Annotated in this window: 20 protein-coding genes; 9 read left to right on the plus strand and 11 right to left on the minus strand. The window is 43.2% G+C overall.

Going from position 1 to position 22,535, the window contains the following annotated elements; genetic code table 11:
- Positions 1–89: 89 nt before the first annotated feature.
- The 3 genes from xth to B4J50_RS07940 all read right to left on the minus strand — a co-directional run bounded on the left by xth (position 90) and on the right by B4J50_RS07940 (position 4,174).
- Positions 90–878, minus strand: coding sequence for an exodeoxyribonuclease III (gene xth / locus B4J50_RS07930; protein WP_024821604.1), 789 nt, complete (start codon positions 876–878; stop codon positions 90–92).
- Positions 879–925: 47 nt separating this feature from the next.
- On the minus strand, positions 926–3,073 hold the full coding sequence (locus tag B4J50_RS07935) for a methyl-accepting chemotaxis protein (protein WP_286847211.1): 2,148 nt from the start codon (positions 3,071–3,073) through the stop codon (positions 926–928).
- Positions 3,074–3,175: 102 nt separating this feature from the next.
- Positions 3,176–4,174, minus strand: a complete 999-nt coding sequence (locus B4J50_RS07940; protein ID WP_024821602.1) for a 2-hydroxyacid dehydrogenase — start codon at positions 4,172–4,174, stop codon at positions 3,176–3,178.
- A gap of 166 nt (positions 4,175–4,340) precedes the next feature.
- On the opposite strand from B4J50_RS07940, the gene B4J50_RS07945 reads away from it, so the two are divergent.
- Complete coding sequence (locus tag B4J50_RS07945; RefSeq protein WP_024821601.1) at positions 4,341–4,814, plus strand: ferritin-like domain-containing protein; 474 nt, start codon at positions 4,341–4,343, stop codon at positions 4,812–4,814.
- A gap of 55 nt (positions 4,815–4,869) precedes the next feature.
- Here the strand turns inward: B4J50_RS07945 and B4J50_RS07950 are convergent, their stop codons facing one another.
- Positions 4,870–6,372, minus strand: a complete 1,503-nt coding sequence (locus B4J50_RS07950; protein ID WP_024821600.1) for an AMP-binding protein — start codon at positions 6,370–6,372, stop codon at positions 4,870–4,872.
- A gap of 168 nt (positions 6,373–6,540) precedes the next feature.
- On the opposite strand from B4J50_RS07950, the gene B4J50_RS07955 reads away from it, so the two are divergent.
- Together B4J50_RS07955 and B4J50_RS07960 are read left to right on the plus strand one after the other, a co-directional pair.
- On the plus strand, positions 6,541–7,722 hold the full coding sequence (locus B4J50_RS07955; protein ID WP_286847214.1) for an amidohydrolase: 1,182 nt from the start codon (positions 6,541–6,543) through the stop codon (positions 7,720–7,722).
- Between the two features lie 180 nt (positions 7,723–7,902).
- Entirely contained in the window at positions 7,903–9,120 is a 1,218-nt protein-coding gene (locus B4J50_RS07960; protein ID WP_286847216.1) for an iron-containing alcohol dehydrogenase, read from the plus strand.
- An 89-nt stretch (positions 9,121–9,209) separates the two neighbouring features.
- Here the strand turns inward: B4J50_RS07960 and B4J50_RS07965 are convergent, their stop codons facing one another.
- Positions 9,210–9,623, minus strand: a complete 414-nt coding sequence (locus tag B4J50_RS07965) for a hypothetical protein (protein WP_286847218.1) — start codon at positions 9,621–9,623, stop codon at positions 9,210–9,212.
- Between the two features lie 77 nt (positions 9,624–9,700).
- Between B4J50_RS07965 and larB the strand changes: the two genes are divergently transcribed.
- A complete protein-coding gene (gene larB / locus B4J50_RS07970; RefSeq protein WP_286954067.1) occupies positions 9,701–10,468 on the plus strand; it encodes a nickel pincer cofactor biosynthesis protein LarB in 768 nt (255 codons plus the stop codon).
- A 72-nt stretch (positions 10,469–10,540) separates the two neighbouring features.
- On the opposite strand, the gene B4J50_RS07975 is transcribed toward larB, so the two are convergent.
- Positions 10,541–11,698 (minus strand): amidohydrolase, encoded by a 1,158-nt coding sequence (locus B4J50_RS07975; RefSeq protein WP_286847220.1) that lies wholly within the window; start codon positions 11,696–11,698, stop codon positions 10,541–10,543.
- A gap of 144 nt (positions 11,699–11,842) precedes the next feature.
- On the opposite strand from B4J50_RS07975, the gene B4J50_RS07980 reads away from it, so the two are divergent.
- A complete protein-coding gene (locus B4J50_RS07980) occupies positions 11,843–13,066 on the plus strand; it encodes an HD domain-containing protein (protein WP_024821594.1) in 1,224 nt (407 codons plus the stop codon).
- Positions 13,067–13,071: 5 nt separating this feature from the next.
- Here the strand turns inward: B4J50_RS07980 and B4J50_RS07985 are convergent, their stop codons facing one another.
- Entirely contained in the window at positions 13,072–14,256 is a 1,185-nt protein-coding gene (locus B4J50_RS07985; RefSeq protein WP_024821593.1) for a M20 metallopeptidase family protein, read from the minus strand.
- 132 nt (positions 14,257–14,388) lie between these two features.
- Between B4J50_RS07985 and B4J50_RS07990 the strand changes: the two genes are divergently transcribed.
- From B4J50_RS07990 to B4J50_RS08000, 3 genes are read left to right on the plus strand one after another with little or no spacing between them, the layout of a single operon-like run.
- On the plus strand, positions 14,389–14,547 hold the full coding sequence (locus B4J50_RS07990; protein WP_156923321.1) for a hypothetical protein: 159 nt from the start codon (positions 14,389–14,391) through the stop codon (positions 14,545–14,547).
- A gap of 15 nt (positions 14,548–14,562) precedes the next feature.
- Positions 14,563–14,796: a thioredoxin family protein gene (locus B4J50_RS07995; protein ID WP_024821592.1), complete on the plus strand. Its 234-nt coding sequence runs from the start codon at positions 14,563–14,565 to the stop codon at positions 14,794–14,796.
- Positions 14,797–14,800: 4 nt separating this feature from the next.
- Complete coding sequence (locus B4J50_RS08000; protein ID WP_024821591.1) at positions 14,801–15,505, plus strand: cytochrome c biogenesis CcdA family protein; 705 nt, start codon at positions 14,801–14,803, stop codon at positions 15,503–15,505.
- A 326-nt stretch (positions 15,506–15,831) separates the two neighbouring features.
- Here the strand turns inward: B4J50_RS08000 and B4J50_RS08005 are convergent, their stop codons facing one another.
- The 3 genes from B4J50_RS08005 to B4J50_RS08015 form a co-directional block, all read right to left on the minus strand.
- Entirely contained in the window at positions 15,832–16,797 is a 966-nt protein-coding gene (locus B4J50_RS08005; RefSeq protein WP_286847226.1) for a DUF72 domain-containing protein, read from the minus strand.
- A 188-nt stretch (positions 16,798–16,985) separates the two neighbouring features.
- On the minus strand, positions 16,986–17,708 hold the full coding sequence (prxU, locus tag B4J50_RS08010; RefSeq protein ID WP_274532062.1) for a thioredoxin-dependent peroxiredoxin: 723 nt from the start codon (positions 17,706–17,708) through the stop codon (positions 16,986–16,988).
- Between the two features lie 68 nt (positions 17,709–17,776).
- Positions 17,777–18,946, minus strand: a complete 1,170-nt coding sequence (locus tag B4J50_RS08015) for a hypothetical protein (RefSeq protein WP_034326195.1) — start codon at positions 18,944–18,946, stop codon at positions 17,777–17,779.
- A gap of 527 nt (positions 18,947–19,473) precedes the next feature.
- Between B4J50_RS08015 and typA the strand changes: the two genes are divergently transcribed.
- Positions 19,474–21,339, plus strand: a complete 1,866-nt coding sequence (gene typA, locus B4J50_RS08020; protein WP_024821586.1) for a translational GTPase TypA — start codon at positions 19,474–19,476, stop codon at positions 21,337–21,339.
- Positions 21,340–21,386: 47 nt separating this feature from the next.
- Here the strand turns inward: typA and B4J50_RS08025 are convergent, their stop codons facing one another.
- Positions 21,387–22,532 (minus strand): sensor histidine kinase, encoded by a 1,146-nt coding sequence (locus tag B4J50_RS08025; protein WP_024821585.1) that lies wholly within the window; start codon positions 22,530–22,532, stop codon positions 21,387–21,389.
- Positions 22,533–22,535 lie beyond the last annotated feature (3 nt).

The following is a 22,535-nucleotide window of genomic DNA, read 5'->3' on the forward strand; positions in this document are numbered from 1 at the left end:
AGTTGAACGACCAAGGTGGTAGCCCCTTAATAGCAAAACTAGGGCTACCACCGATTAATACTCTGGAAACATTTGGGCTCATAAAATATTTATTTTAGCTCAAAAATACCGACAACAGGTGTATGATCTGATGGTTTTTCCCAACTTCGCGGCTCTCTGTCTATATAGCAGTCAACAGAACAGACAGCAAGAGGGGGTGTCGCGAGAACATGGTCGATTCTCCACCCAATATTTCTCGCCAAAGCATTTTTTACCCTATAATCGAAGAAGGAAAAATCTATTACATGAGGGTGATATTTTCGAAAAACATCCACAAACCCCCAGGCTTTCACTTCTTCAAACTTATTTTTTATGTCTTTGTGAAAACACACGTGATCTCCTTTTCGTTCAGGGCTCGTTACATCTATATCAGTAGGAGCTACATTCATATCTCCAACCCATAATAGGGGCGTATGAGGTGAAAACTCCCTCTGAAAAAGATTGAGGAGACGATCGAAAAAACGGTGTTTCGCCTGATAGTCCGGATGATCAATGCTCTTGCCTTGAGGGACATACGTATTAATAACATGGATACCGCATATGGTTCCTCGCACTATCCTCGTTATAGGATCAGGATCTTCACCATCATTAAATCCAAACTGAGGGTTCTCTATTGCATGACGGCTTAAAAGAGCTACACCGTTATAGGCCTTCTCTCCTTTAAATATGAGAGAATAACCGAGTTTTTTAAATTCTTCCTGAGGGAAAAATTGATCTTCCGTCTTGGTCTCTTGAAGACAAAGAACATCAACTCTGTTTTTCTGAAGCCATTGCAAAAGGACAAGCATGCGACTTCGCACAGAGTTTACATTAAAGGTAGCAACCTGAAATAGTGCCATGTTTTTCACCGCCTTATACTCTATGTTTTATTCTGTGAATCAGATTTTTATTGATCTCCTGAAATTGACGAGTGTGGAGTTAAAACAGCTGTTTTTTCTCCTCCTCGGACTGCCCCTTTATCCGGCAAAGCATTGCCAGAAGAAGTAGAAACTCTCTTAAGAGTAAAAGTATCCATCAAATGGGACACCTGTTCTGAACCATGACTCACTCCCTCTGCTTCTCGTGCCACACTCTCAGCAGCCTTTACTGTCTCTTCACCTGCTTGCCGAATAGTAGCCACCATCTGCCTCATGCTACGAGCCGCAGAAAGAACACGTTCTACCGTCCCTTTCATTTCTTCACCAGCCAGAGCCTGATTCTGAGCCAAAGCAGCAAGGGCCTGGATAATTTCATCTATTTTTGCCGTTTCAGAGAGAGCATCTTCCATGCCTTTTCTCGCATGGCGGGCATCTACCACTGTACTTTTCATGGTTTCTCCTGTTTCTCGAATAGCATCTATAGAAACAGAGGCATCTTTTTGTAGCTCTGAAATTTGCGACTCAATATTTCGAGCAGCTTCAGCCGACTCCTCTGCCAATTTTCGAACTTCGTCAGCTACAACTGCAAACCCTCGCCCAGCATCTCCAGCTCTGGCAGCTTCAATAGCAGCATTGAGCGAAAGGAGATTCGTCTGATCTGCTATAGCCGTAATTACATTCACAAAACCTGAAATATTCTTAATAGAAGAACCAAGACGAGCTATTTTAGACTCTGTTTCCTTCATCTGATTTTCCACATGTTGTATAGAGCTAATAACGGCCTCAACTCTTGACGCAGCCTCTTCTGAAAGAGAAGCGGCGAAAGCCGATGTTTTTGCCGCTTCAGAAGAGGAATGAGCCGATTCTGATGCATTCTCTGCTACTACGTTAACAGCATCTCCAGCTTGTTCCAAAGCATGCCCACTCTCCTCAGAGAGGGTGTTGAGCTCTTCTAAAGCACCCCGAATTTCCTCCATAGAAGCCGTGCTTTCCTGAGACAAGGCAGCAAGACTCTCTGCTCGCTGAAGGGAATTATATGCATTACCTCGCACTTCCACTAAAGCATTCCGAAGAGAATCTATCATGGCAGAAAGAGCATCTGCCATATGGCCGAACTCATCTCTCCGTTCCGTTCCAAAATCATCTCTTCCCCAAGAGAGGTCTCGTTCTGCCGCCCTTTGGGCGAGACAAACAACTTGACGAAGGGGCGTTGTTATATGACGAGACAAAATCAATCCGGTCACTACACACGAAAGGACCATAAGAGAAGCCGCAAGAAAAATATAGCGAAGGGCCGTATTATTCTGTTCTGCAAGTTCTGGTCCCAATTTTTGCTGGAAGGACTCTAAAGCTTTTTGAATAGAAGCTATTTGCTCCTCCATTTTGGAGCCGAGTTCCTCTATCGTCTCCGACCGAATAGCCCGACGTTTCGTATCTATTTCCACTATAGTAGGTATTTGTTCTTCAAAATTTTTTAACGATTCAGTAAACTTCTGGAGGTGGTCACACCCTGCCTCATGATCTTCAACCATCATATCAAAAAGAGGCATATACCCCGAGAGATCCACTAGTTCTCGCTTTAACTTACCAATAAGAGTCTGATCTCCCGTTTGAAGATAATGGATTCCGTCAGCCTTGGCCAATAAGAGACTCCTCACCCCTAGTCCTGCATAATACGAAAGGCTGGCATTTTGATTCTTCTCCGCTTCCACCATAAGAGCAGTTAACTCCTGTTCCATAATTTCACTCTGATTGAGAAAGCCTGTCTGAAAAAGAATCTCCATGTCGTCATTCAATTGAACTGCTGTTTGAAAGGCTTGATTATATTCATCGAGAAGAGAAGAAATTATATCTATTTTTTCTTTCTGTTCTGTTTTTTCAACATTAGAAGCAAGGCGAGAAAGAGCCGCCTCAAAAACCGCCTGAATATCCCGGTACTGAATTTGATCCTCAACTCTTCTGAATTCAATGTACCGCGTGGCGGAAGCTTTAAGGGACATAAGCGCGACCTGTACTTTTGCACTTTCATTGCTCACTTCAGCTAAACGCTGATATTGTAATAAGCCTAAAGAAGAATGATTCAAGGACCTATAGCTTAACCATCCTACCACCGCCATAAAAAAGATCAGAGCCGCGAAAGCCGCCGCAATCTTTCGCGACACGCTTCCATACGACATAACATTACCCCCCCCATCTATGGATTAAAATACAAAAACTGCTCCTCTCCCATATAGTATTTCTCTTTTAACTTCCCCCTCCTCGAGCTTGTCAATTGCTAGTCAATCGGTAAGAACATAGTCTTCTCGATCTATAGAGCCGTGCCACCTTTTCCCCTCAAGGAAAAGGGCTATATTTCGAGCCGCCACTTCACATGCTTCAGCCATGGCACCAGCTACATAATTAGAATTGTGGGGGGAGCCAAGAACGTTAGGGAGTTCAAGGAAAGGATAGTCCACATGAAAATTGTCTCTGCCCCATGTAGGTTCTTTCCACCATACATCAAGACCTACCTGGAAACTGGGGTTTCTTTTCAGATGTTCATAAAGGTCTTTTTCTATTATGAGAGGAGCGCGAGCCACATTAATCAATATGGCATCTTTCTTCATTATCGACAATTCCTTTGTGCCAATAAACCCCTTCGTTTGTTTTGTAAGAGGAAGTGCCAGTAACACTACGTCGGATTCCTTTAAGACTTGAGGTAACTGATAAAGCGTTCCTATAAAATCTACTGGAATTGTCGTCTTACCACTGGTATTTAAAGCCATGATTTTCATGCCAAAAGCTTTAAATAACGTTGCTGTACGTTGCCCTATTCCTCCAAAGCCTACGATTCCAGCCGTCATTCCTTTCAGATTTCTTAAGACATATTTCTCTCTGTCGAATTCTCCTTGTGCCAACTTCAAATGAAGAGGAACGAGATGTCTTGCGAGCGCCATAGTCAAAGCTACAACATGCTCTGCTATTTGATAGGCCCACCCTCCGGCATTACATGCTATAAAGAAATGTTGAGGCATTTCAGAAAAGGGAAGATAATCTACACCTGCAGAAAGAGTCTGTAACAAGCGCAATTTTTTGAGCAGGGGGTACTCTTCTTTATGGATTTCACGATTAAAAAAGAAAGATATTAAAACATCAGCTTCTTTTAAGAGCGACACTCTATCTTTGCAATCATCCAAATAAAGCACTGTCGCTACTCTTTCAAGAGGGGCTTCTAGCTTTCGCCGTTCTTCCGGCGTCAGCGCACATGAAACTACAACAAGATTTTCTTTTTTACTCATCTAATTCCCCTCCTTAATTCTCGATTCTCCCTTTTAATTTTTATATTACACTATTCTCTAGCTCGTAGCTCATATTGTAGTACTGTAATGATATTTGCAAATACCTTTCCAAAAAGTATATACTTTATAAGTAATACTATGTTCATTCGAGACTGGAGGGATAAATATGACATCAGAGTGCTTTGAAATGAAAGAGGCTCTCAGGTATGGTATACATGCTGAAATAGAAGCCAAGAACTTTTACCGTATCTGGGCTGAGAGTGTTACAAAACCTCATGAGAAGAAAGAATTGATGGAATTGGCAGAGTGGGAGAAAGAGCATGAAGAAGACCTGAAGAAGCTGTACCTAAAAATGTATGGTGAAGAATGCCCTATAGATCCTCATATGGTTGTCTCTCCTGAACTGAAGGTACAGACCAAAGACTTCGGAGATGTAACGTCCCTTCTACGCATTGCTTCTGCTGCATATTTATCGGAAATGAGAGCGAAAGAATTCTATGAACGCCTCGAGAAAGAGAGCGCTGGCGAAACAGCTATTATGTTTGGCAAGCTCAAAAATATGGAAAGTGGTCATATGGACATTACTAAGAAAAGGTATATGGCTATTCGGGAAGACGTTGTAGGATTTCGAGCATTCTAAAGAACAAGGGGGCCCCTCGGAAAGGAGGGGCCCCTGCTTTTCTCAGACCGGATTTTTATGAGTGTTTTACCTCTTCTTTTTTCCTCAGAAGGCGACGAAGTATCTTTCCTGTACTTGAGAGAGGAAATGCGTCTATAAATTCTACGCTCCGCGGCACCTTATAATGAGCTAAATGTTTTTTGCAGAAATCAATTACATCTCTTGGAGATAAGGCAATTCCTGGCGCTTTTTTTACATACGCTTTAGGAACCTCTCCGTTAATCTGATGGGGAATTCCTATTACAACAGTTTGCTCTATTGCCGGGTGGGTCTGAAGTATAGCCTCCACTTCCTGGGGATAAACGTTAAATCCTCCAACAATAATAATATCTGTCACCCTATCGAGGATTCTGACATACCCGTCTTCGTCAATCTGAACATAATCACCTGTGTTGAACCATCCTCCATCGAAACGCCCCGCCGACTTTTCAGGATCTCTAAAATATTCAGCCGCGACAGAGCTTCCTCGAACCCATAAAACTCCTTCCTTGGAAGTTTTTACATCTTCCCCATGTTCATTTCCAAGTTTCCACTGATATCCAGAAATAAAAGGACCGACAGTTCCAAGTTTTCGCTTGGCATAAGACGGATTTACACATACAACGGGAGAACACTCTGTCAATCCATACCCTTCAAGCACACCCACCCCAAAATATTCCTTGATTTTTGAGTCTAACTGTATGTTCAGCTTATCTCCCCCACTTATAATAAGCTTCACATGATCAGGTTTAGGAGCACCGTGGTCAATAGAAGAAAGCAGGAAAGAAAGCATTGTGGGAACTACAAGCAAAACATTTGTTTTCGACACACAAATAGCCTCTAGCGTCTTATGGGGTGGAAGAAAAGAGGGCAAAATAGTCTGTTTCATACCACAGAGCAGGGGCATTACCCCCGCTACTGTAAAGCCAAAAGAGTGGAAGTTGGGCAGCACATTAAGGAAGACGTCCCCTTCGGCCAACTCCGTCAACTCTTCAAATACCGTCGTGGCATTATGAATCAAATTAGAGTGGCTCAAAGGCACAGCTTTTGGCCGGCCAGTTGTGCCAGACGTAGCAAAAATTACAGCTAATTCTTCATCGCCTACCACAGACTGGCGTCCCGATATATGCGGAAGGGCCGCATCAAGAGGAGAAACAAAGAAAGGGATCTCCTTTGAAGCCAGAGCTTCTTCCAATTCCTCCATCTTTTCAGACATTATAACCGCAAAAGGATCAATAAGCTCTAAGATCCCAAGAGTCGTGGGAACTCCCGCTCGAGTATTGATAGGAGCTACGGCACCACCCAGTGCCCAAGCAGCTAAAGAAAGCGCCAATACAGCTGGAGAATTAGGCATCATTACAGCCAATCGATGCCCTTTCCCGAACCCTGCATCTCCCAAACTTTGCCTATACTGAGCAGCTAAACATGCAATATCCTCTCCTGTCCACCACTCACCGCTCCACCAAAGGATAGGTTCTGCCCAGTCTTTTTTCAGCCTGTTCATAATTACCTGATCTAGCCTTGTTGCCTTTGTGTTCATACTTTCCTCCAAATAGTGAGGGTCCAGTTCAAAAATACTGGCCGATGATAATTTTACTTTGAAACAGCAATAAGATCAAAAATAGTATATCTCTTAATAGAAGAGGTAGGAGTAGGCCACATCATGTGATAGGATTATTCTTCATATAAACAAAAGGAGGCTTTTTCGTTGAACGAATTGAATAAATACAAAGAGCTTATCTCTACTCTGGACACGACCATAGAGAAAAACGTAGAAACTGTATGGAAATTGAACCTCTATATGGCCTCTCACCCTGAACTAGGTGAACAGGAATTTGAAGCGAGCCGAAAAATGAACGATCTTCTTGCCCAAGCTCATTTCGAAACAGAATATCCTTACAGTGACATTCCAACCGCTTTCTGTGGCAAAAAAGGGAAGGGGACGCCCCACGTAGCCCTTCTGGCAGAATACGATGCGTTACCTGAAATAGGCCATGGATGTGGACATTGCCTTCATGGTTCCATGACTCTCTTGGCCGGACTTGCTCTTTCCCCTCTCATGAGCTCTCTTTCTACTGGAACTCTTTTTGTAATAGGGACTCCGGCGGAAGAAACAAACGGCGCTAAAGTGACTCTTTCAGAAAAGGGGATTTTTGATTCTATGGACTTAGCCATGATGATCCATTGCAATGATAATGTAAGTTATGTACCTTATCGGTCTCTAGCAATGGATGCCATTGAATTCACCTTTACAGGACAAACTGCTCATGCCGCTGGAGCTCCGTGGGAAGGGCGCAATGCCCTTAACGGCGTCCAACTTTTCTTTCATAGTATCGATATGCTACGTCAACATGTAAAGCCAGGAGTCAGAATGCATGGCATCGTTTCAAAAGGCGGAGAAGCACCAAACATTGTTCCAGATTTGGCCTCAGCCAAGTTCTATTTCAGAGCTCCAGATAGAAAATATCTAGACATTGTTTTGCAAAAAGCCTTTAAATGTGCTCAAGGAGTGGCTCTAGCCACCGAAACAGAAGTTGAATGGAAGAATGTAGAATTTAGTTTCCACGAAATGCGTCCCAATAAGGCTGCTGAAGACATGATGGAGGGAGTGTTTGCCGAATGCGGCATATCTACAACCCCAGCTCCCGGCGCTGGCGGGTCAAGCGACATGGGCAATGTAAGTCAACATTGTCCAGCCTTGCAACCTCTACTCTCTATTACAGACATGCAAATACCTCATCATACACGAGAATTCGCACAAGCAGTCACAACACCACGAGCCAAGGAAATGTTGAAAATTGGCGCTCAAATATTAGGAAGAGCTGCGCTCCGATGCTTTACCGACCCTTTATTTTGTGAGGCTATAAAAAAAGAATTTCTCTCTTATTAACATGAAATAAAAGAGGGGCTAACTCTTTTCTTCCTTTCTAGCCCCTCTTCTCTTTTCTTCCTTATTTAATGTATTCTTTATACGATATATATCTTGAGTCCCATTGACAGCTCTTTTTTGCAATGGTAATCTTCTCTCGTTGCTGGTGAAAAATATAACTTTCACAAGGGGTGAAAAAGAATGTGGGACCATAAAGTTGCTATTAACGAAATTAGAGAGATCAGAACGAGAACCACAGCCTATTTAGGAGTTGGCGCCATTAAAAAAATAGATGACATTATAGAGGCCCTCGCCTCTCAGGGTATAAAGCGAGTTCTCTGCGTAACAGGGCATAGCTCTTATAAGAAAACAGGGGCTTGGAATTACGTAATAGCTGCCTTTAAAAAACACGGCGTAGATTATGTTCTATACGATAAAGTAACACCTAACCCTACCGCAGATTCGGTGGATGAGGCCACTCAGATGGGACTTCAATTCAAAGCCCAGGGAGTTATTGCCATTGGAGGGGGAAGCCCCATAGATGCAGGAAAAAGCGCAGCAATTCTTATGGAGTACCCTCATAAAACGGCACGGGAGCTTTTTGAACTTACTTTTATTCCCGCTAAAGCAGCGCCTATCGTTGCTATCAATTTAACCCACGGGACAGGAACAGAAGTAGATCGTTTTGCAGTAGTGAGCATTCCAGAGAAAGAGTATAAGCCAGCTATTGCCTATGATTGCATATATCCTCTTTATGCCATTGACGATCCGGCTCTCATGACGGGCCTTTCCCCAGACCAGACTCGATATGTCTCTATTGATGCCGTTAATCATGTGGTGGAGGCTGCTACTTCTGTTGTAGCAAGTCCTTACTCCATCCTTCTCGCACAGGAAACTGTCCGACTAGTATCTACATATTTACCTCAAGCATTGCAACATCCTACAGATTTAACAGCCCGGTACTTTTTGCTCTATGCCTCCCTTATAGCCGGGATAAGCTTTGATAACGGGTTGCTTCACTTTACTCATGCTTTGGAGCACCCTCTTTCCGCTGTCAAACCAAATCTTGCTCATGGGTTAGGGCTGGCCATGCTTTTACCAGCAGTTTTAAAGCAAATCTATCCTGCCCAGCCAGAAGTTCTTGCTGCTCTTTTTACACCTGTCGTTGGGATCCTTAAAGGAGAACCTGCAGAAGCAGAGAAAGTGGCAAAAGCAGTAGAAAAATGGCTCTTTGACCTCGGGGTAACATCTAAATTAGCTGACGAAGGGTATAAGGAAGAAGATTTGGACCGACTTACAGAGTTGGCCATGACCACCCCTTCTCTCGATGGGTTATTGAGCGTAGCGCCAGTGCCTGCTTCCAGAGACACTATTCGGACGATCTATAAAGAATCTATGACTTCTTATTCTGCTCGATAAAGCACAGAAGATATATTAAGTTAGGGCGGGTTCCCAACCGCCCTTCCAACAACAAAACCGGGGAGTGTAAATACTCCCCGGCCCCCTTTTTATAGAATATGCCAGTATCCATCCACTTCAAAAGGCAAATTTATAACCTCGTCGCCCTTGACCGAAAAAATTTTTTCCCACGAAGGATCACAACGAAGAGGAATGCAAGGATTGCCACGTTCATCCTGCCATTGAAGAGGCAGCTTGTATTCAAGAGACTCCACAAAAATACCACGTTTTTCCTTCATAAAACATTTAAATAAAACAAATTCATCAAGCCCAAGAAACTCATCGGCATATCCTTTTGCCATAGAAGCAATGTGCCGCGGAATAACATTATAATTTTGTAACAAAAAAGGATATGGAGCGATACGAATACGCTCTGCTCTAAGGGGAACCCATACAATACAAGCACATTTCCTGCCTTGCCACTCGTCAAACTTAGAAAAGGCTCGAAAAACTGTCTCTGCCATGGGGAAAAGCCTCCTTGTTTTTACCTCTCTCTTGTCTGTACAATAGCTCTTAATTACTATTTTTTCAAAAGAAAGCTATGGTGATCAAAATGAATGACTCCGATCTGAAAAGAATGATACAACAACTTCGCGAAGGAACCTTAGACGCAGATACTTTTATCCAGCATGTAAAAACCTTGCCTTTTCAAGATTTGGGAGAAGTGAAGCTCGACACTCATAGAGCTCTCAGGAAAGGATTTGCTGAGATTGTTTATTGTCCGAACAAAAGTGAGGAACAGCTGCAAACTATTGCTGAGGCCCTTTCTGACAGCAATGAAAATATATTATTTTCCAGAGCAACATTGGAACAATATAAAGTTGTAGCCAACATTCTTCCTGATGCGCATTATCATGAAAAAGCTAGGATCATCGGCATAAAACGTCGAAAAATAGAGCCCGTACTAGGGCTCGCTATCATTAGCGCAGGAAGCAGCGATGTCCCTGTAGCAGAAGAAGCAGCCGTTACTGCCGAGTATATGGGGTGCACTCCCAAACGACTTTACGACATAGGCATAGCAGGGCTACATCGTTTGCTCGCTCACATCGAAACCCTCCAAACATCCCTGGCCATCGTAGCCGTTGCAGGTATGGAGGGAGCCCTTCCGAGCGTCTTAGCCGGTTTAGTTTCATGCCCGGTCATAGGGGTTCCAACTAGTACTGGGTACGGTGCTAACTTAGGGGGAATTGCGCCTTTGCTGACTATGCTTAATTCTTGCGCCACAGGAGTAGCAGTCGTTAATATCGATAATGGATTAGGTGCCGGTTACCTCGCTGGGCGCATTGTTCTCCAGGCAACACAAAAATAGCTTTGCCCGCTTTTTCAGGGGAAACCGCAGGAGAGGACTTATGTACAACATAAGCCTCTCCTTGCATTTTATTTATGAGAGTGAATAGGCCTCTTCCCCATCAATAAAGGTTTTAAGCACATGAGATCGGGCATCCAAAGGATCTCCATCCCAAAGGACTATGTCTGCATCTTTCCCGGCTTCCAGAGAGCCCACCTTATCTGCAATACCAAGATGCTCAGCACCCCAGAGAGTCACTGCCTTCAACGCCACCTCACGAGGAAGACCCGCATGGCAGGCAAGAGAGGCACAAACTATAAACTGGTCAATAGGAATAACAGGATGGTCTGTAATGATGCAGAAATGCACCCCTGCGTTGTAAAGAGCCGTCAATGTCTCCCAGCTCTTATTTTTCAACTCGAGCTTCGATCTCCCTACAAGGGTGGGACCTACTGCTGCCATTACATTTTTTTCAGCAAGATATGGTGCCATAAGATGGCCTTCTGTACAATGCTCTATGGTGTAAAGAATTTGAAACTCTTCTGCGATACGAATAGCCGTAGCAATATCATCGGCTCGGTGAGAATGGACACGAAGCGGCATCTTTTTTTCAATAACAGGAAGCAATGCTTCCATCCCCAAGTTTTTCTCAAAAAAATCCCCTTTTCGCTCCGCCTCTTCCTTTTTTTCTCTATAGTTCAAGGCATCATTCAAAGCCTGGCGCATAAGAGAAGCACTCCCCATACGGGTCATGGGTGTGTTTGATTTTTCTCCATAAACGCGCACCGGATTTTCACCAAGAGCAGCTTTCATTCCGGAAGGAGCCTGTACCACCATTTTATCTACTACGTCGACACGGGTCTTTAAAATAGCACCCTGCCCACCTACCACATTCGCACTGCCAGGTAACACTTGGACACAGGTAACTCCTCCAGAGAGAGCATCCACAAATCCCGGATCATGAGGATACACTGCATCAAGTACTCGAAGTTGAGGAGTTAGAGGATTGGTTTTCTCGTTTCCATCAGCCATGCTCTCAGGGTAGCCCTGAACAAAAACACCGAGATGTGTATGAGCATCTACAAGACCTGGGGAAACAAACAAACCTTTCCCATCTATAACATCCGCTCCTTCTGGCGGGACAAGTCCTTCTCCCACTGCTAAAATTCCTGTGTTATCGAAAAGAATCGTTCCATTCTCAATTGCATCTCCTGTTACAATTTCAATAGTTGCCGAGACTATGGCTTTCATAAAATTCCCTCCTAAATACGTCGTTTTCTGTATACGCTCCACAAAAGTGTACCTTCGACATTCTCTGGAAGCAAGAGGTGTTATAATTCCTTCAAGTATGCTTGTTTAGATGTTCCTACAATCAGGAAGGGGTGTACTCCTGTTATGATCAATCGATCTCTCATAGAAAGAATTTTTTCCGCGGCCAGCATCGAGCGATGGAACGACCATCCCAGGCCAATTCAATTTACAGAACTCGCTAAACAGGCTCATAAAATGATTATAGCTTACGTTATTGCAAGGCATGAGGAAGATCAGGGGACAACCATACAATGGCATGCCCTCATAGAGGGAGGAATATTTGAATTTCTCCACCGAGTTATTCTTACTGATATTAAACCACCTGTATTCCATAAATTAATGGGCCATAAGATAGAGAGAGATAAACTTAATCTCTGGGTTATAGATCGTTTTAAACATGAGCTGGAATCTTTAAGACCTCAGCTTCTAGAACGGTTCAGAGATTATCTTTTAGACGAGTCTCCTTCCATACATCTCGAGCGCCGCATTCTAAAAGCAGCACACTATCTTGCGACAAAATGGGAATTCGATTATATCTACGAATGGAGCCGTCCTCTTTATGGTATAGAAGGAACGAGAGACGAAATTAACCGACAAATAAAAGAACACGACGACTTAGGTGCGGTAAAAACCATGCTCCTTGGCCGAGAGCTTCCTGACTCGCAAAAAGGTATTTATGGCTTTATAGCTCTTGTAGGGCAGCTCCGTTTCCAAAAACGCTGGGCTCAAACCCCAAGAGTTCCTGAAACATCTGTTCTTGGGCACTTGCTCATTGTCGCAATTTTATCTTACTTTATGTCTATTGAAATAGGTGCATGTCCTAGGCGACTCTATAATAATTTTTATGGAGGGCTGTTTCATGATCTCCCCGAGGTTCTAACTCGAGACATTATTTCCCCCGTAAAAAATTCTGTGGAAGGACTTGACGATCTCATAAAGGAATATGAGCGTCAAGCTATGGAAGAAAAAATTTACCCCCTCATCCCCATAGACTGGAGGCCTGAAATCAGGTACTTTACAGAAGACGAATTTTGTAACCGTATATGGCTGGAGGGAGATAAGATTCCCACGAACCTAGAAGATCGGGAGCTGGATAGCTCGCAAAATAAAGACGAATATAACCCTATTGATGGGAAAATAATCGAGGCCTGCGACAAACTTTCCGCTTTTGTAGAGGCCTCGCTGTCTATGCGCACCGGTATTACCTCTCCTGCTCTGGACGAGGCAAAAAGGAAACTCTACTCTCGATATGCCAATAAAAAACTCTATGGCTTTCCCGTAGGACAGCTCTTCGATTTCTTTTGGTAATTTTATTATGGCTTACTCAAAAATCGAAGAGCTATAGCCGCTAATACAGAGGCTCCTACTGGAAGACATTGTTCGTCTACATCAAAGAAAGGACTGTGGAGAGGGTATGTTATGTCTCTTTCTTTATTACCGGTCCCTAATACAAAGTATGAACCAGGAGCTTTCTGCAAAAAGTAAGCAAAATCATCTACACCCATCTCCGGCTCTTTCATAATGAAAACCTTTTCCCGGCCAAGGACCTCTCTCCCCACATCTGCAACGAGGTCTGTCATGCTCTCATCATTAATCAGGCTGGGGTATCCTTCAGTAAAGACAACTTCTCCAACGGCTCCCAGTGTATCTGGAATATTCTGCGCTATGCAGCGGACTAAAGCTCGTACTTTCAAGCGGGTATCGGGATCCATAGTACGAACAATGCCTCTCATTTCCACCTCTTCCGCAATAATATTTCCAGCCGTCCCCCCATGGAAAGAACCTACTGTCACCACTACAGGATCAAAAGGAGACGTTCTTCTGCTTACAATCTGCTGAAGAGCCGATATCATCTCTGAACCAATAGCTATAGCGTCAATTCCACGATGAGGCTGAGCGCCATGACTTCCTTTCCCATGAATGGTGATATGAAACATATCAGAAGCCGCCCTGAACTTACCATACCCTACTCCAATAGAGCCTGCCGAGAGCTGTGGATCGCAATGGAGACAAAAGACTCCATCTACGAGAGGGTTTTCCATTACTCCTTCGCTTATCATGGGAAGAGCCCCTCCATCTGTCTCTTCTGCAGGCTGAAAGAAAAACTTTACTGTCCCATCGAAGGTATTGCGAGACTCTGCCAATATTCCAGCAGCCCCCAACAGAGAAGCCACATGAACATCATGTCCACACGCATGCATCTTCCCCTCTATTTTTGAAGAATACAGAGCTTTTGTTCCTTCACATACAGGCAAACCGTCCATGTCTGCGCGAAAAGCAACGGTTTTGCCTTCTTTTCTCCCTCGCAATACGCCAACTACTCCTGTTTTGGCAACTCTAAAATGCTGAATACCCACTTCATCAAGTTTTTTCTCTATAAGAAGAGCTGTTTGTTCACACTCAAAATCAAGTTCAGGGTGCTCATGAATTTTTCGACGTATAGCAACAAGCTCTTCGTACCTTTTTTTAGCCATCTCATGTAAAAATTCAAGACTCATAGTGTCGCCCTCCCACACGTAATGAAGGTATCATATCAGAAGAACAATATATTTGTGGCTCCTTTGCAAAAATACCCTTGACGGGTACCATGAATTCCGTATAATCGTTTCATTACAAGGAGGTGGCCACATATGAATAGAAGAAAGGTAACAATCATCCTTCTCCTCTTCTTAGCTATAGCTGGAACTTTTTACATTAGAGAGAGTAAAGTGAAACAGGAAAACACCGCACTCAACAAAGAAATTAAAACCAATCTTCCTTTAATTATAGACCTTAGCGCAGCGGGATGACCTGCGTGCACAGAAATGTCCAAAGTTTTGGACGACCTAACAGCTCAATATGGAGATTCTATTCGAGTAGAGAAAATAGATGTCATGCAAAACTCCGACCTGGCCCGCAAATATGAGGTCAAGTATGTACCAACCCTTGTGTTTTTGAACAGTACGGGAGGAGAACTCGGAAAAGAGGTTGGTTACATGTCTCTAGAAGAACTCCTTATGAAACTAGACGTGCTGGGAATCCATCTCGAGAAGAAATAAAACCATGGGAAACATATTTGAGACCATCTATATTTCTCTTCACAGTTCAAGTGGCTTCGCTCTTTCAGCTGCCTTTATATGGGGAATTTTCAGCATTCTTTTAAGTCCATGCAACCTTGTAACCATACCACTTGTCGTTGGATACATTGAAAGCACCCGAGGGGAAAAAAGGGCGAGTGCCTTCGCTATTTCTCTCGCTTTTTCGGCAGGAATTTTTGTCAACCTTGCCCTCGTAGGCATGGTGCTCACATCTACAGGCTTACTCATGACAGATATAGGGAAATATTCCAACTACTTTGTCGCTACTATATTCTTTCTTATAGGCCTTCATCTTCTTGATGTCATCAAGCTTCCGTGGTTTGGGCAAAAGGCCTTGAAACCAGGGAAAAGAGGGGGGCTTGGGGGAGCACTCGTGTTGGGAATTTTATCAGGCCTCGCATTAGGACCATGTAGCTTCGCTTATGTGGCTCCACTTTTGGCTCTTACTATCAAAACAGCAACGACAAACCTGCCGTTTGCACTTCTTCTTGTAACTTTTTATGCTCTAGGGCACTGCTCTGTTATTATTTTTGCAGGAACTTCCGCAGATTTTGTCTCTAAGTTTTTAAAGTGGGACGAAAGATCCCGTGCACTTTCTAGAGTTAACTATTTATGCGGTATTTTAATTATTCTTGCGGGACTCTACTTTATATATACAGCACCTACATAAAACAACAATTTAAAGAGGGGCTGTACCCTTTCTACAAGTCCCTCTTATTTTCTTTCCCTCCAGCTTTCTGGCTGGACTGGGTTCCCTACCGGGAATCTTACAGGGATTATTCCCTGATTATGTTTTCTATTCAGTTGTCCCATCACGGAAGGTTCTCTAGAACTTATTTTCCCATCCCCTCCTTCGTGGATCCTTTTGTTCATTTGTATTGTACAAAACTCTATTCCATATATCAAAAGGCCTAGCAAGCCTCACGAGACGTTAAGAGCCTCTAGGAGCTTATTTTCAACAATAAATCGAATAAAAACTGTAATTATCATACGTTTTTAAATTTTTTCTCTTGATCTACATTTCTCTCTTTCAAAATTTAACGTTTTTTGAAAAAGGCCTTCTTTAGGAGGGGCTATTTCAAAAAGCTTCTGCATCTGCAATGCATTGCTCACCGCAAAGTTCCTATAGCAATTATTAAACATGATAAAAAGAGAGGGAACATGATCTTTTAAACAAAGAAGAGAATCTTTCCACTGAAGAAGTTCTTCCTCTTTATAACGATAACGGAATCGGTCTTGAACTGAAGCTCCTTTTTGCTCCCATGCGGACTTATTTCTTCCATGAAAACGGACAACACCTCCCCATGCCGCCGTCAGAAACATCTCTGGAGGAACCGTCCAAGACAATTGAGGTTCATCCACCATTACGTAAGCCATATTTCCATCCTTTAAAAGAGACTCGAAGCTTTTACGTCCCTCTCTCAGCCAGCTTCCGTTTCGGACCTCAACAGCGATCTTGAAAGGAGGAGCCATAGAGGCAACGTGTTTTAAATAATTTATGGAAGATGAGGAATACCCCAGCCATGGAGGAAGCTGGAAGAGCAGGTAGCCTAAACGCTTCATCTGATGTAACGGTGTAATAAGGTTTATGAATTGTTTCCACAAGGTTCGACGCAGAGAAAAAGGGATAGCTTGATGAGCTATTTTATCGTCCTTTTTTAAACGCGCTGGCAATTCTTTACGCAACCAAAGAGGGAGGCTCCCATATGCAATTTTGTGAAAAGTGAATAAGCCATAGGCTTTAATATTAAATATAAAATTCGGCGGCGTTCGAAGTGCCCACCGAAACACCGTGGTTTCTTGGGGAAGAGCATAAAAAGTACTGTCTACCTCCACCGTTTCAAAATTCTGAGCATAATGGTGCAACCTTGAAGCGGGAGTAGATGCTTCCCTGGGATACCAACCACTTTCAACGAGAGAACGATCGCTCCATGAACATGTACCAACAAGAACTCTTCCCATCGCCATCACCTCGAATATATTCTTAGCTATACCCTTGAGGGAGGTCTAACGTTCCAGTTCTTTCTTATGTTTATATTGTACCAAGAGGAAACGATTGATATAAACGGAAGAAGATGTCAAACAGCAACAAACAGGGGCTGCTCTTTAGAGCAGCCCCTGTTTATTTATCTCTATTGGACCTCGCTATATTATTTCTTATATTCGTCGCGAGGAGTCCATTTTTCCCAAACTTTACCAACCAGGTTAACGCCTGGCTCTAGTGTCTTCCCTCCTGGATGCCACCCTGAAGGGGTTACCTGTTTCCCCTCTGTCTCCCGAACTAATTGGAACGCTTTAATCTGACGGATTGTTTCGTCTACATTTCTACCCACTGGCGGAGTTAACACTTCCATGGCCTGGACAACACCATCGGGATCAATAATAAAACGTCCACGAACATCCACTCCAGCCTCTGGATCATACACTCCATATGCACTTCCTATATTGCCGCCTCCATCGGAAGCCATGTGGAATGGAACATTTTTGCCTGCCATTTTTGAAAGTTCCATGTCATTCCAAATTTTGTGAACAAACTGGCTGTCTACACTCATAGAGATAACTTCCACGCCAAGGTCATGAATTTCTTCATATCTGTCAGCAACTGCCGACACTTCCGTGGCTCAAACGAATGTAAAATCTCCTGGGTAGAAACACAGCAAAACCCATTTGCCAACAAAATCAGATAAACTGACAGTAGTAAAATTTCCATTGTAATATGCTGGTGCTGTAAAATTCGGAGCTTTCCTCCCTACCATAATGGACATGCCTTTCGCCTCCTTTTCAGAAACACTCCTCAAATCCTCTTTTGGCATTTCCTGTCCCTCTACCACTGCTGAAGGAACAACACATCCACTCTTTTTCTTCTCTACCATCCAGTACACCTCCTTAATGAGAATTAAATTATACCATAGTAGGGTAAAAAGTGTTAGACTAATAAAACTTATAACGGAGAAGAAAGTATTGGCTCTAGTATTTTTCGTATATCTGAGAGCCACCATTTAAAATCTACAGCTTTTACGAGACTTCCGAGAGTAAAAAATTCGTCCTTTACACTCCCTGCGCTATCACGCTCTTGAGCTTCAGAGAAAGAAAGAGTTGAAAGACGATAGATTCGATCTCCTTTATGGCGAAGTGTTGCCTGTTCAGGGGAAAGACATACTGCCAATTTATCCTCTTCCCCCAACTCGCAAAATATCACTTTGTACGGGACGTCCCCAAGAACCCCTTCAGGAAAAATCATCCGTTTCTTTCTTTTAAAACCCTGTTCCAACAAGGCATTCTCTCCGTCATAAGATTCTTCTCTTTCAATATCATTTAATAACGCCCAATGCCTCACATATCCTCGGACTTTACGTTGAAAATGAAGAAGAGGTTTTCGTATCTTGCCCTCCGCAGAAGGAAGCTGTTTCAATGTATCCCATACTTTGCCTTCTTCTGATACTTCTTGCCAAAAAAAGTCAGAAACATCTTGTGTATCTTCCTCCGCCAGAGAGAAACCGAGAAGAAGAGCTGCTGCTGAAAAGAAAAGGGGACGATACCATCTTTCAGGATTACAAGACGTTAATTTTCTTGTAATGCCAAGAGATCGTAACCCAAACACTGAACGCTCTCCATCTTTTACCGGAATAGACAGATCTTCCCCTATCAAAACCTTCTCTTCTTCTGACAAAGGGAAAGAGGGGAAAAAAGAAGCTTTTTCTACTCCATTAATCATATTTACCAGCCACAAAACCTCTCTCTTTTCCTCAGGAAGCATGGCAAGGTCTTCTTTCGAAAGTACAGTTTTGGGCTCGTGGAGATACTCTACAAAAAGGAGAGCCGTTTTCCACAAAAGAGCTTTGTAAGGAGCATAAGATGCCTCTGTTCTAAGGAGCTCATGTATTTGAGGAAGGATATCTTGAATTGGATATTGCTCAATCTTGCCATCACTTTTTTTAAGAGAAATAGATTTATTCTCTCCTTCAAGCCATGAGAAACGAACTGTTCTTCCATTCCCTCTCCCCTTATTGAAAATAATAAGCCGAGGAACGGCCCCCCGAGACCAAAGCTGCAAACATAAATGATCATCTACGTCTACTGAATTGATGATGTTCTTTTCTTCCTTTTTCAACGGCCATTCCTTCCTTCTTCTCAATATTGACATATCCTTCTTAACGACAACCCTATATATCATCGGCTTCGTTCATGGCAACATTGAATAAACACACTCGCTGGGGGTATTATAGTGAGTAAAAAGCTACACGTTATTGCCCCACAAAAACACCGTTTGTAGTAGACTCACGAAATATATTATCGTTTTTCGACAACATACGCTATACTGTTAAAGTAAGCTGTGGTACTCAGATATTTAATGGGAGAGAACGTTTAAACTTAGAATAATTTTAACAAAAACATTCGAGGCCTTCTGCGAAAAGAAAACGAAGCGATGAAGTACTTCCCTATCCTTGTTTTTATCTCGCTATCTTTTAATGAGACATAATGTATTACTGTCTATAAGCAACGCGTTGTTGTTATTGTCGTTTAATGGCAACTTTTCAGTAATGCCCTTGCTACTTTTTTGAATTTGGCATATTATATTCGTTTGTTTCGTTGTCATATAGGGTTTGGTATTTTGCATCTATTAGGGAGTTGTTATGAATGGTGTCAGCAGATAAAATTCGAAATATTGCAATTATAGCCCATATCGATCATGGGAAAACGACTCTGATCGATTCTATTTTTAGGGCTGCCCAGGTCTTCCGAAAGGGAGCAAAGGTAGAAGATCGTGTTATGGACAATAATGAAATAGAACGTGAGCGGGGTATCACAATACGAGCCAAACATTGCACAGTAGAATGGCAAGGTTATCTGATCAACATTATAGATACTCCCGGGCACGCTGACTTTTCTGGTGAAGTGGAGCGTATTCTTTCTACTGTAGACTCAGTTTTGTTGCTTGTAGATGCCAACGAAGGTCCTATGCCCCAAACCCGATACGTTTTGATGCGCGCTCTTGCTATGGGACTTCGTCCCATAGTCTTCATCAATAAAGTAGATCGTCCCAACGCAAATCCAGCAGAAGCACTGGATCAAACTTTTGATCTTTTTATTGAGCTTGGTGCAACAGAAGAACAGGCTGATTTTCCTGTCCTTTACGGCTCTGGCTTAGACGGATGGGCCGTAAAAGATTTGGAAAAGGATCCCCACGAAGGGATGGACGCTCTCTTTCAAACCATAGTTGCATATGTACCTGCTCCAGTTGTAAATCGAGAAGCTCCGTTTCTTATGCAGGTCTCTACATTAGCGTGGAACGAATACACCGGAAGAATTGGATGCGGAAGGGTCCTTCAGGGGAGTCTTCACAAGGGGGAAGATTTTTTACGATACTCCACTCGCTGGAAGAATAACAGACAGAAAAAAGATGGTTGGGAAGTCTATTCTGAAGAAAAAACTCGCTCAGTTCAAATGTGGGTTACCCATGGCCTCGATCGCCGAGAAGTAGAAGAGGTGGCGGCTGGGGACATTGTGTGGATTTCAGGACCAGAAGAAATAAATATAGGAGATACATTCTGTTCTCCCGAGATAGAGGGAAAAACTCTTTCTCCTCTTTCTATTGAGGAACCTACAGTATCTATGTTTTTCCTTGTCAACACAGGTCCTTTTTCTGGGAAGGAAGGACAGCCTATCACCTTACGGCAGTTAAAGGCTCGGCTGGAGCGAGAGATGCATGTGAATGTATCCCTCCGCATGGAAGATTTAGGTCGGCCAGATGGGGTAAAAGTCTCTGGAAGGGGAGAACTTCAGCTTTCTATTTTGATTGAGGAAATGCGCCGAGAGGGAATGGAATTCTGTGTCTCCAAACCAGAAGTCATTACTAAAGAAGAGGAAGGACAGCTCCTTGAGCCCATGGAGGAACTTACTATTGACGTTCCCGAAGAATACCAGGGTGTCATATTTGAGAAACTTTCTCGAAGAAAGGCAAAGCTTCTTTCCATGGAGAACACAAAAAGTGGATTAATTCGTCTCATATTCGAAATCCCTACTCGAGGGCTTATAGGCTATCGAGGCGAGTTCTTGACAGATACTCGCGGATTGGGAATTATGAACGCATCAATTTCAGGGTATGGCCCATGGGTTGGGGAAATTTCCCCTCGAAACCGTGGGAGCATGGTGAGCTTAGATACTGGAGAAGCTACAAGTTATCAGCTCGAAAATCTCCAGGAACGAGGGACATTATTTATCGATCCAGGCGATTCTGTTTATGACGGGATGATTGTGGGAGAGAATTCCCGCCCTGGTGATCTTCCATGCAACCCAACGAAGCGGAAACAAGCCACCAACCATCGTTCTGCAACAAAGGATATGACCATAAAGCTAGATGTTCCAAGAAAGATGACTTTGGAAAAAGCTATGGAGTGGATTGCTGATGATGAACTGGTAGAAGTTACTCCTAAATCTATTAGGATGAGAAAAGCTCTTCTCGATCAGCAGGAGAGGAAAAAAGCTGCTAAAAAAGCAAGTTAATAAAAATAAAAGAGGCCGATTTTTACTTCAAATCGGCCTCTTTTATTTTATTCTTCCCCATGGCCAACAAGAGGAATGCTGAGATAAATGTTAGTCCCCTTGCCAGGTTCACTTTCAATGCGAAGATTTCCGCCAATCATCATTGCTCGTTCTTCCATACTGATAAGGCCATATGAACCTCTCTCTTGAGCGCGTACTCGCTCTTTTCGCACATCAAAGCCAACTCCATCATCGGAAACTCGGGCTCTCATTACATCTTTTAATATATCAAGCCGCACAGAAACTTCTCTGGCTTTACCATGAAGAAATGCGTTTGCCACAGCTTGATGAATAATCTTAAAGAGAGGCCGACGGAAAGAAAGAGGGATATTCTGCTGATCGCCCTCGATTCGGATTCGAACTTCTGGCCCCCCAGCTTTCCACACATCTTTAGAAAGGCGATCCAAAGCCTTATTTAGACCTTCCACCAAACCAGAAGGATTAATCTGGAAGAGAAGAGATCGCACATCTCCTAAAGCCTTTTGGATCTGCTCTCGCGTCTTTAGAAGTTCGTTTACGGCACGAGGAGCATCCCCCCCATTCAAATATTCCTGTGCTGCTTCCAGCTGTAATACCGCACTTGAGAATAATTGGATTGGACCATCATGAAGATCTCGAGCCAAAGCTCGACTCTCTCTCTCTGCTAGCTGGCAGGCAAGTTTCATACCTTTAATATCAAAAACCTCTCCGGCACCTATCGCTTCATCTATATTCGAAGAAATAAATTCCAATGCCATTCTAAACCGCCCTGACATTTGTTCGCTGCGCTTCAGAAAACGCTCTGCCCGTCGTTCCGCTCTGTCAAGATCGTCCCGAAGGCGACATAAAAACTTTTCTCTTTCTTCAAAAGCTCCTCGTATTTTCATAAGATGGGCTGCTCGATCGTAGGCTATTTGCTCTCTCTGTTGATCTCCTGACCTAGATGCCTCCATTAACTCTAATCTCGATCGTCTATACTCTTCTTCTGCCTTTTGAGAAGCAACAATTACATCTTCAATATCTCGCTGTACTTGTGCTCGTCTTTCTCGAGTATCATGGAGATGTTCCAGCTCCTCTTCTCGTAATGTAGCAATATAATCTAAACTCTCAATAAGAGTTTCACTCACTTTTTCTTGAATACTCTTAAGCGCTGTTGATAGATGGCCAGTAGTCATAAT

Source organism: Aminobacterium sp. UBA4908, assembly GCF_002398115.1.
Classification (GTDB): domain Bacteria; phylum Synergistota; class Synergistia; order Synergistales; family Aminobacteriaceae; genus Aminobacterium; species Aminobacterium mobile.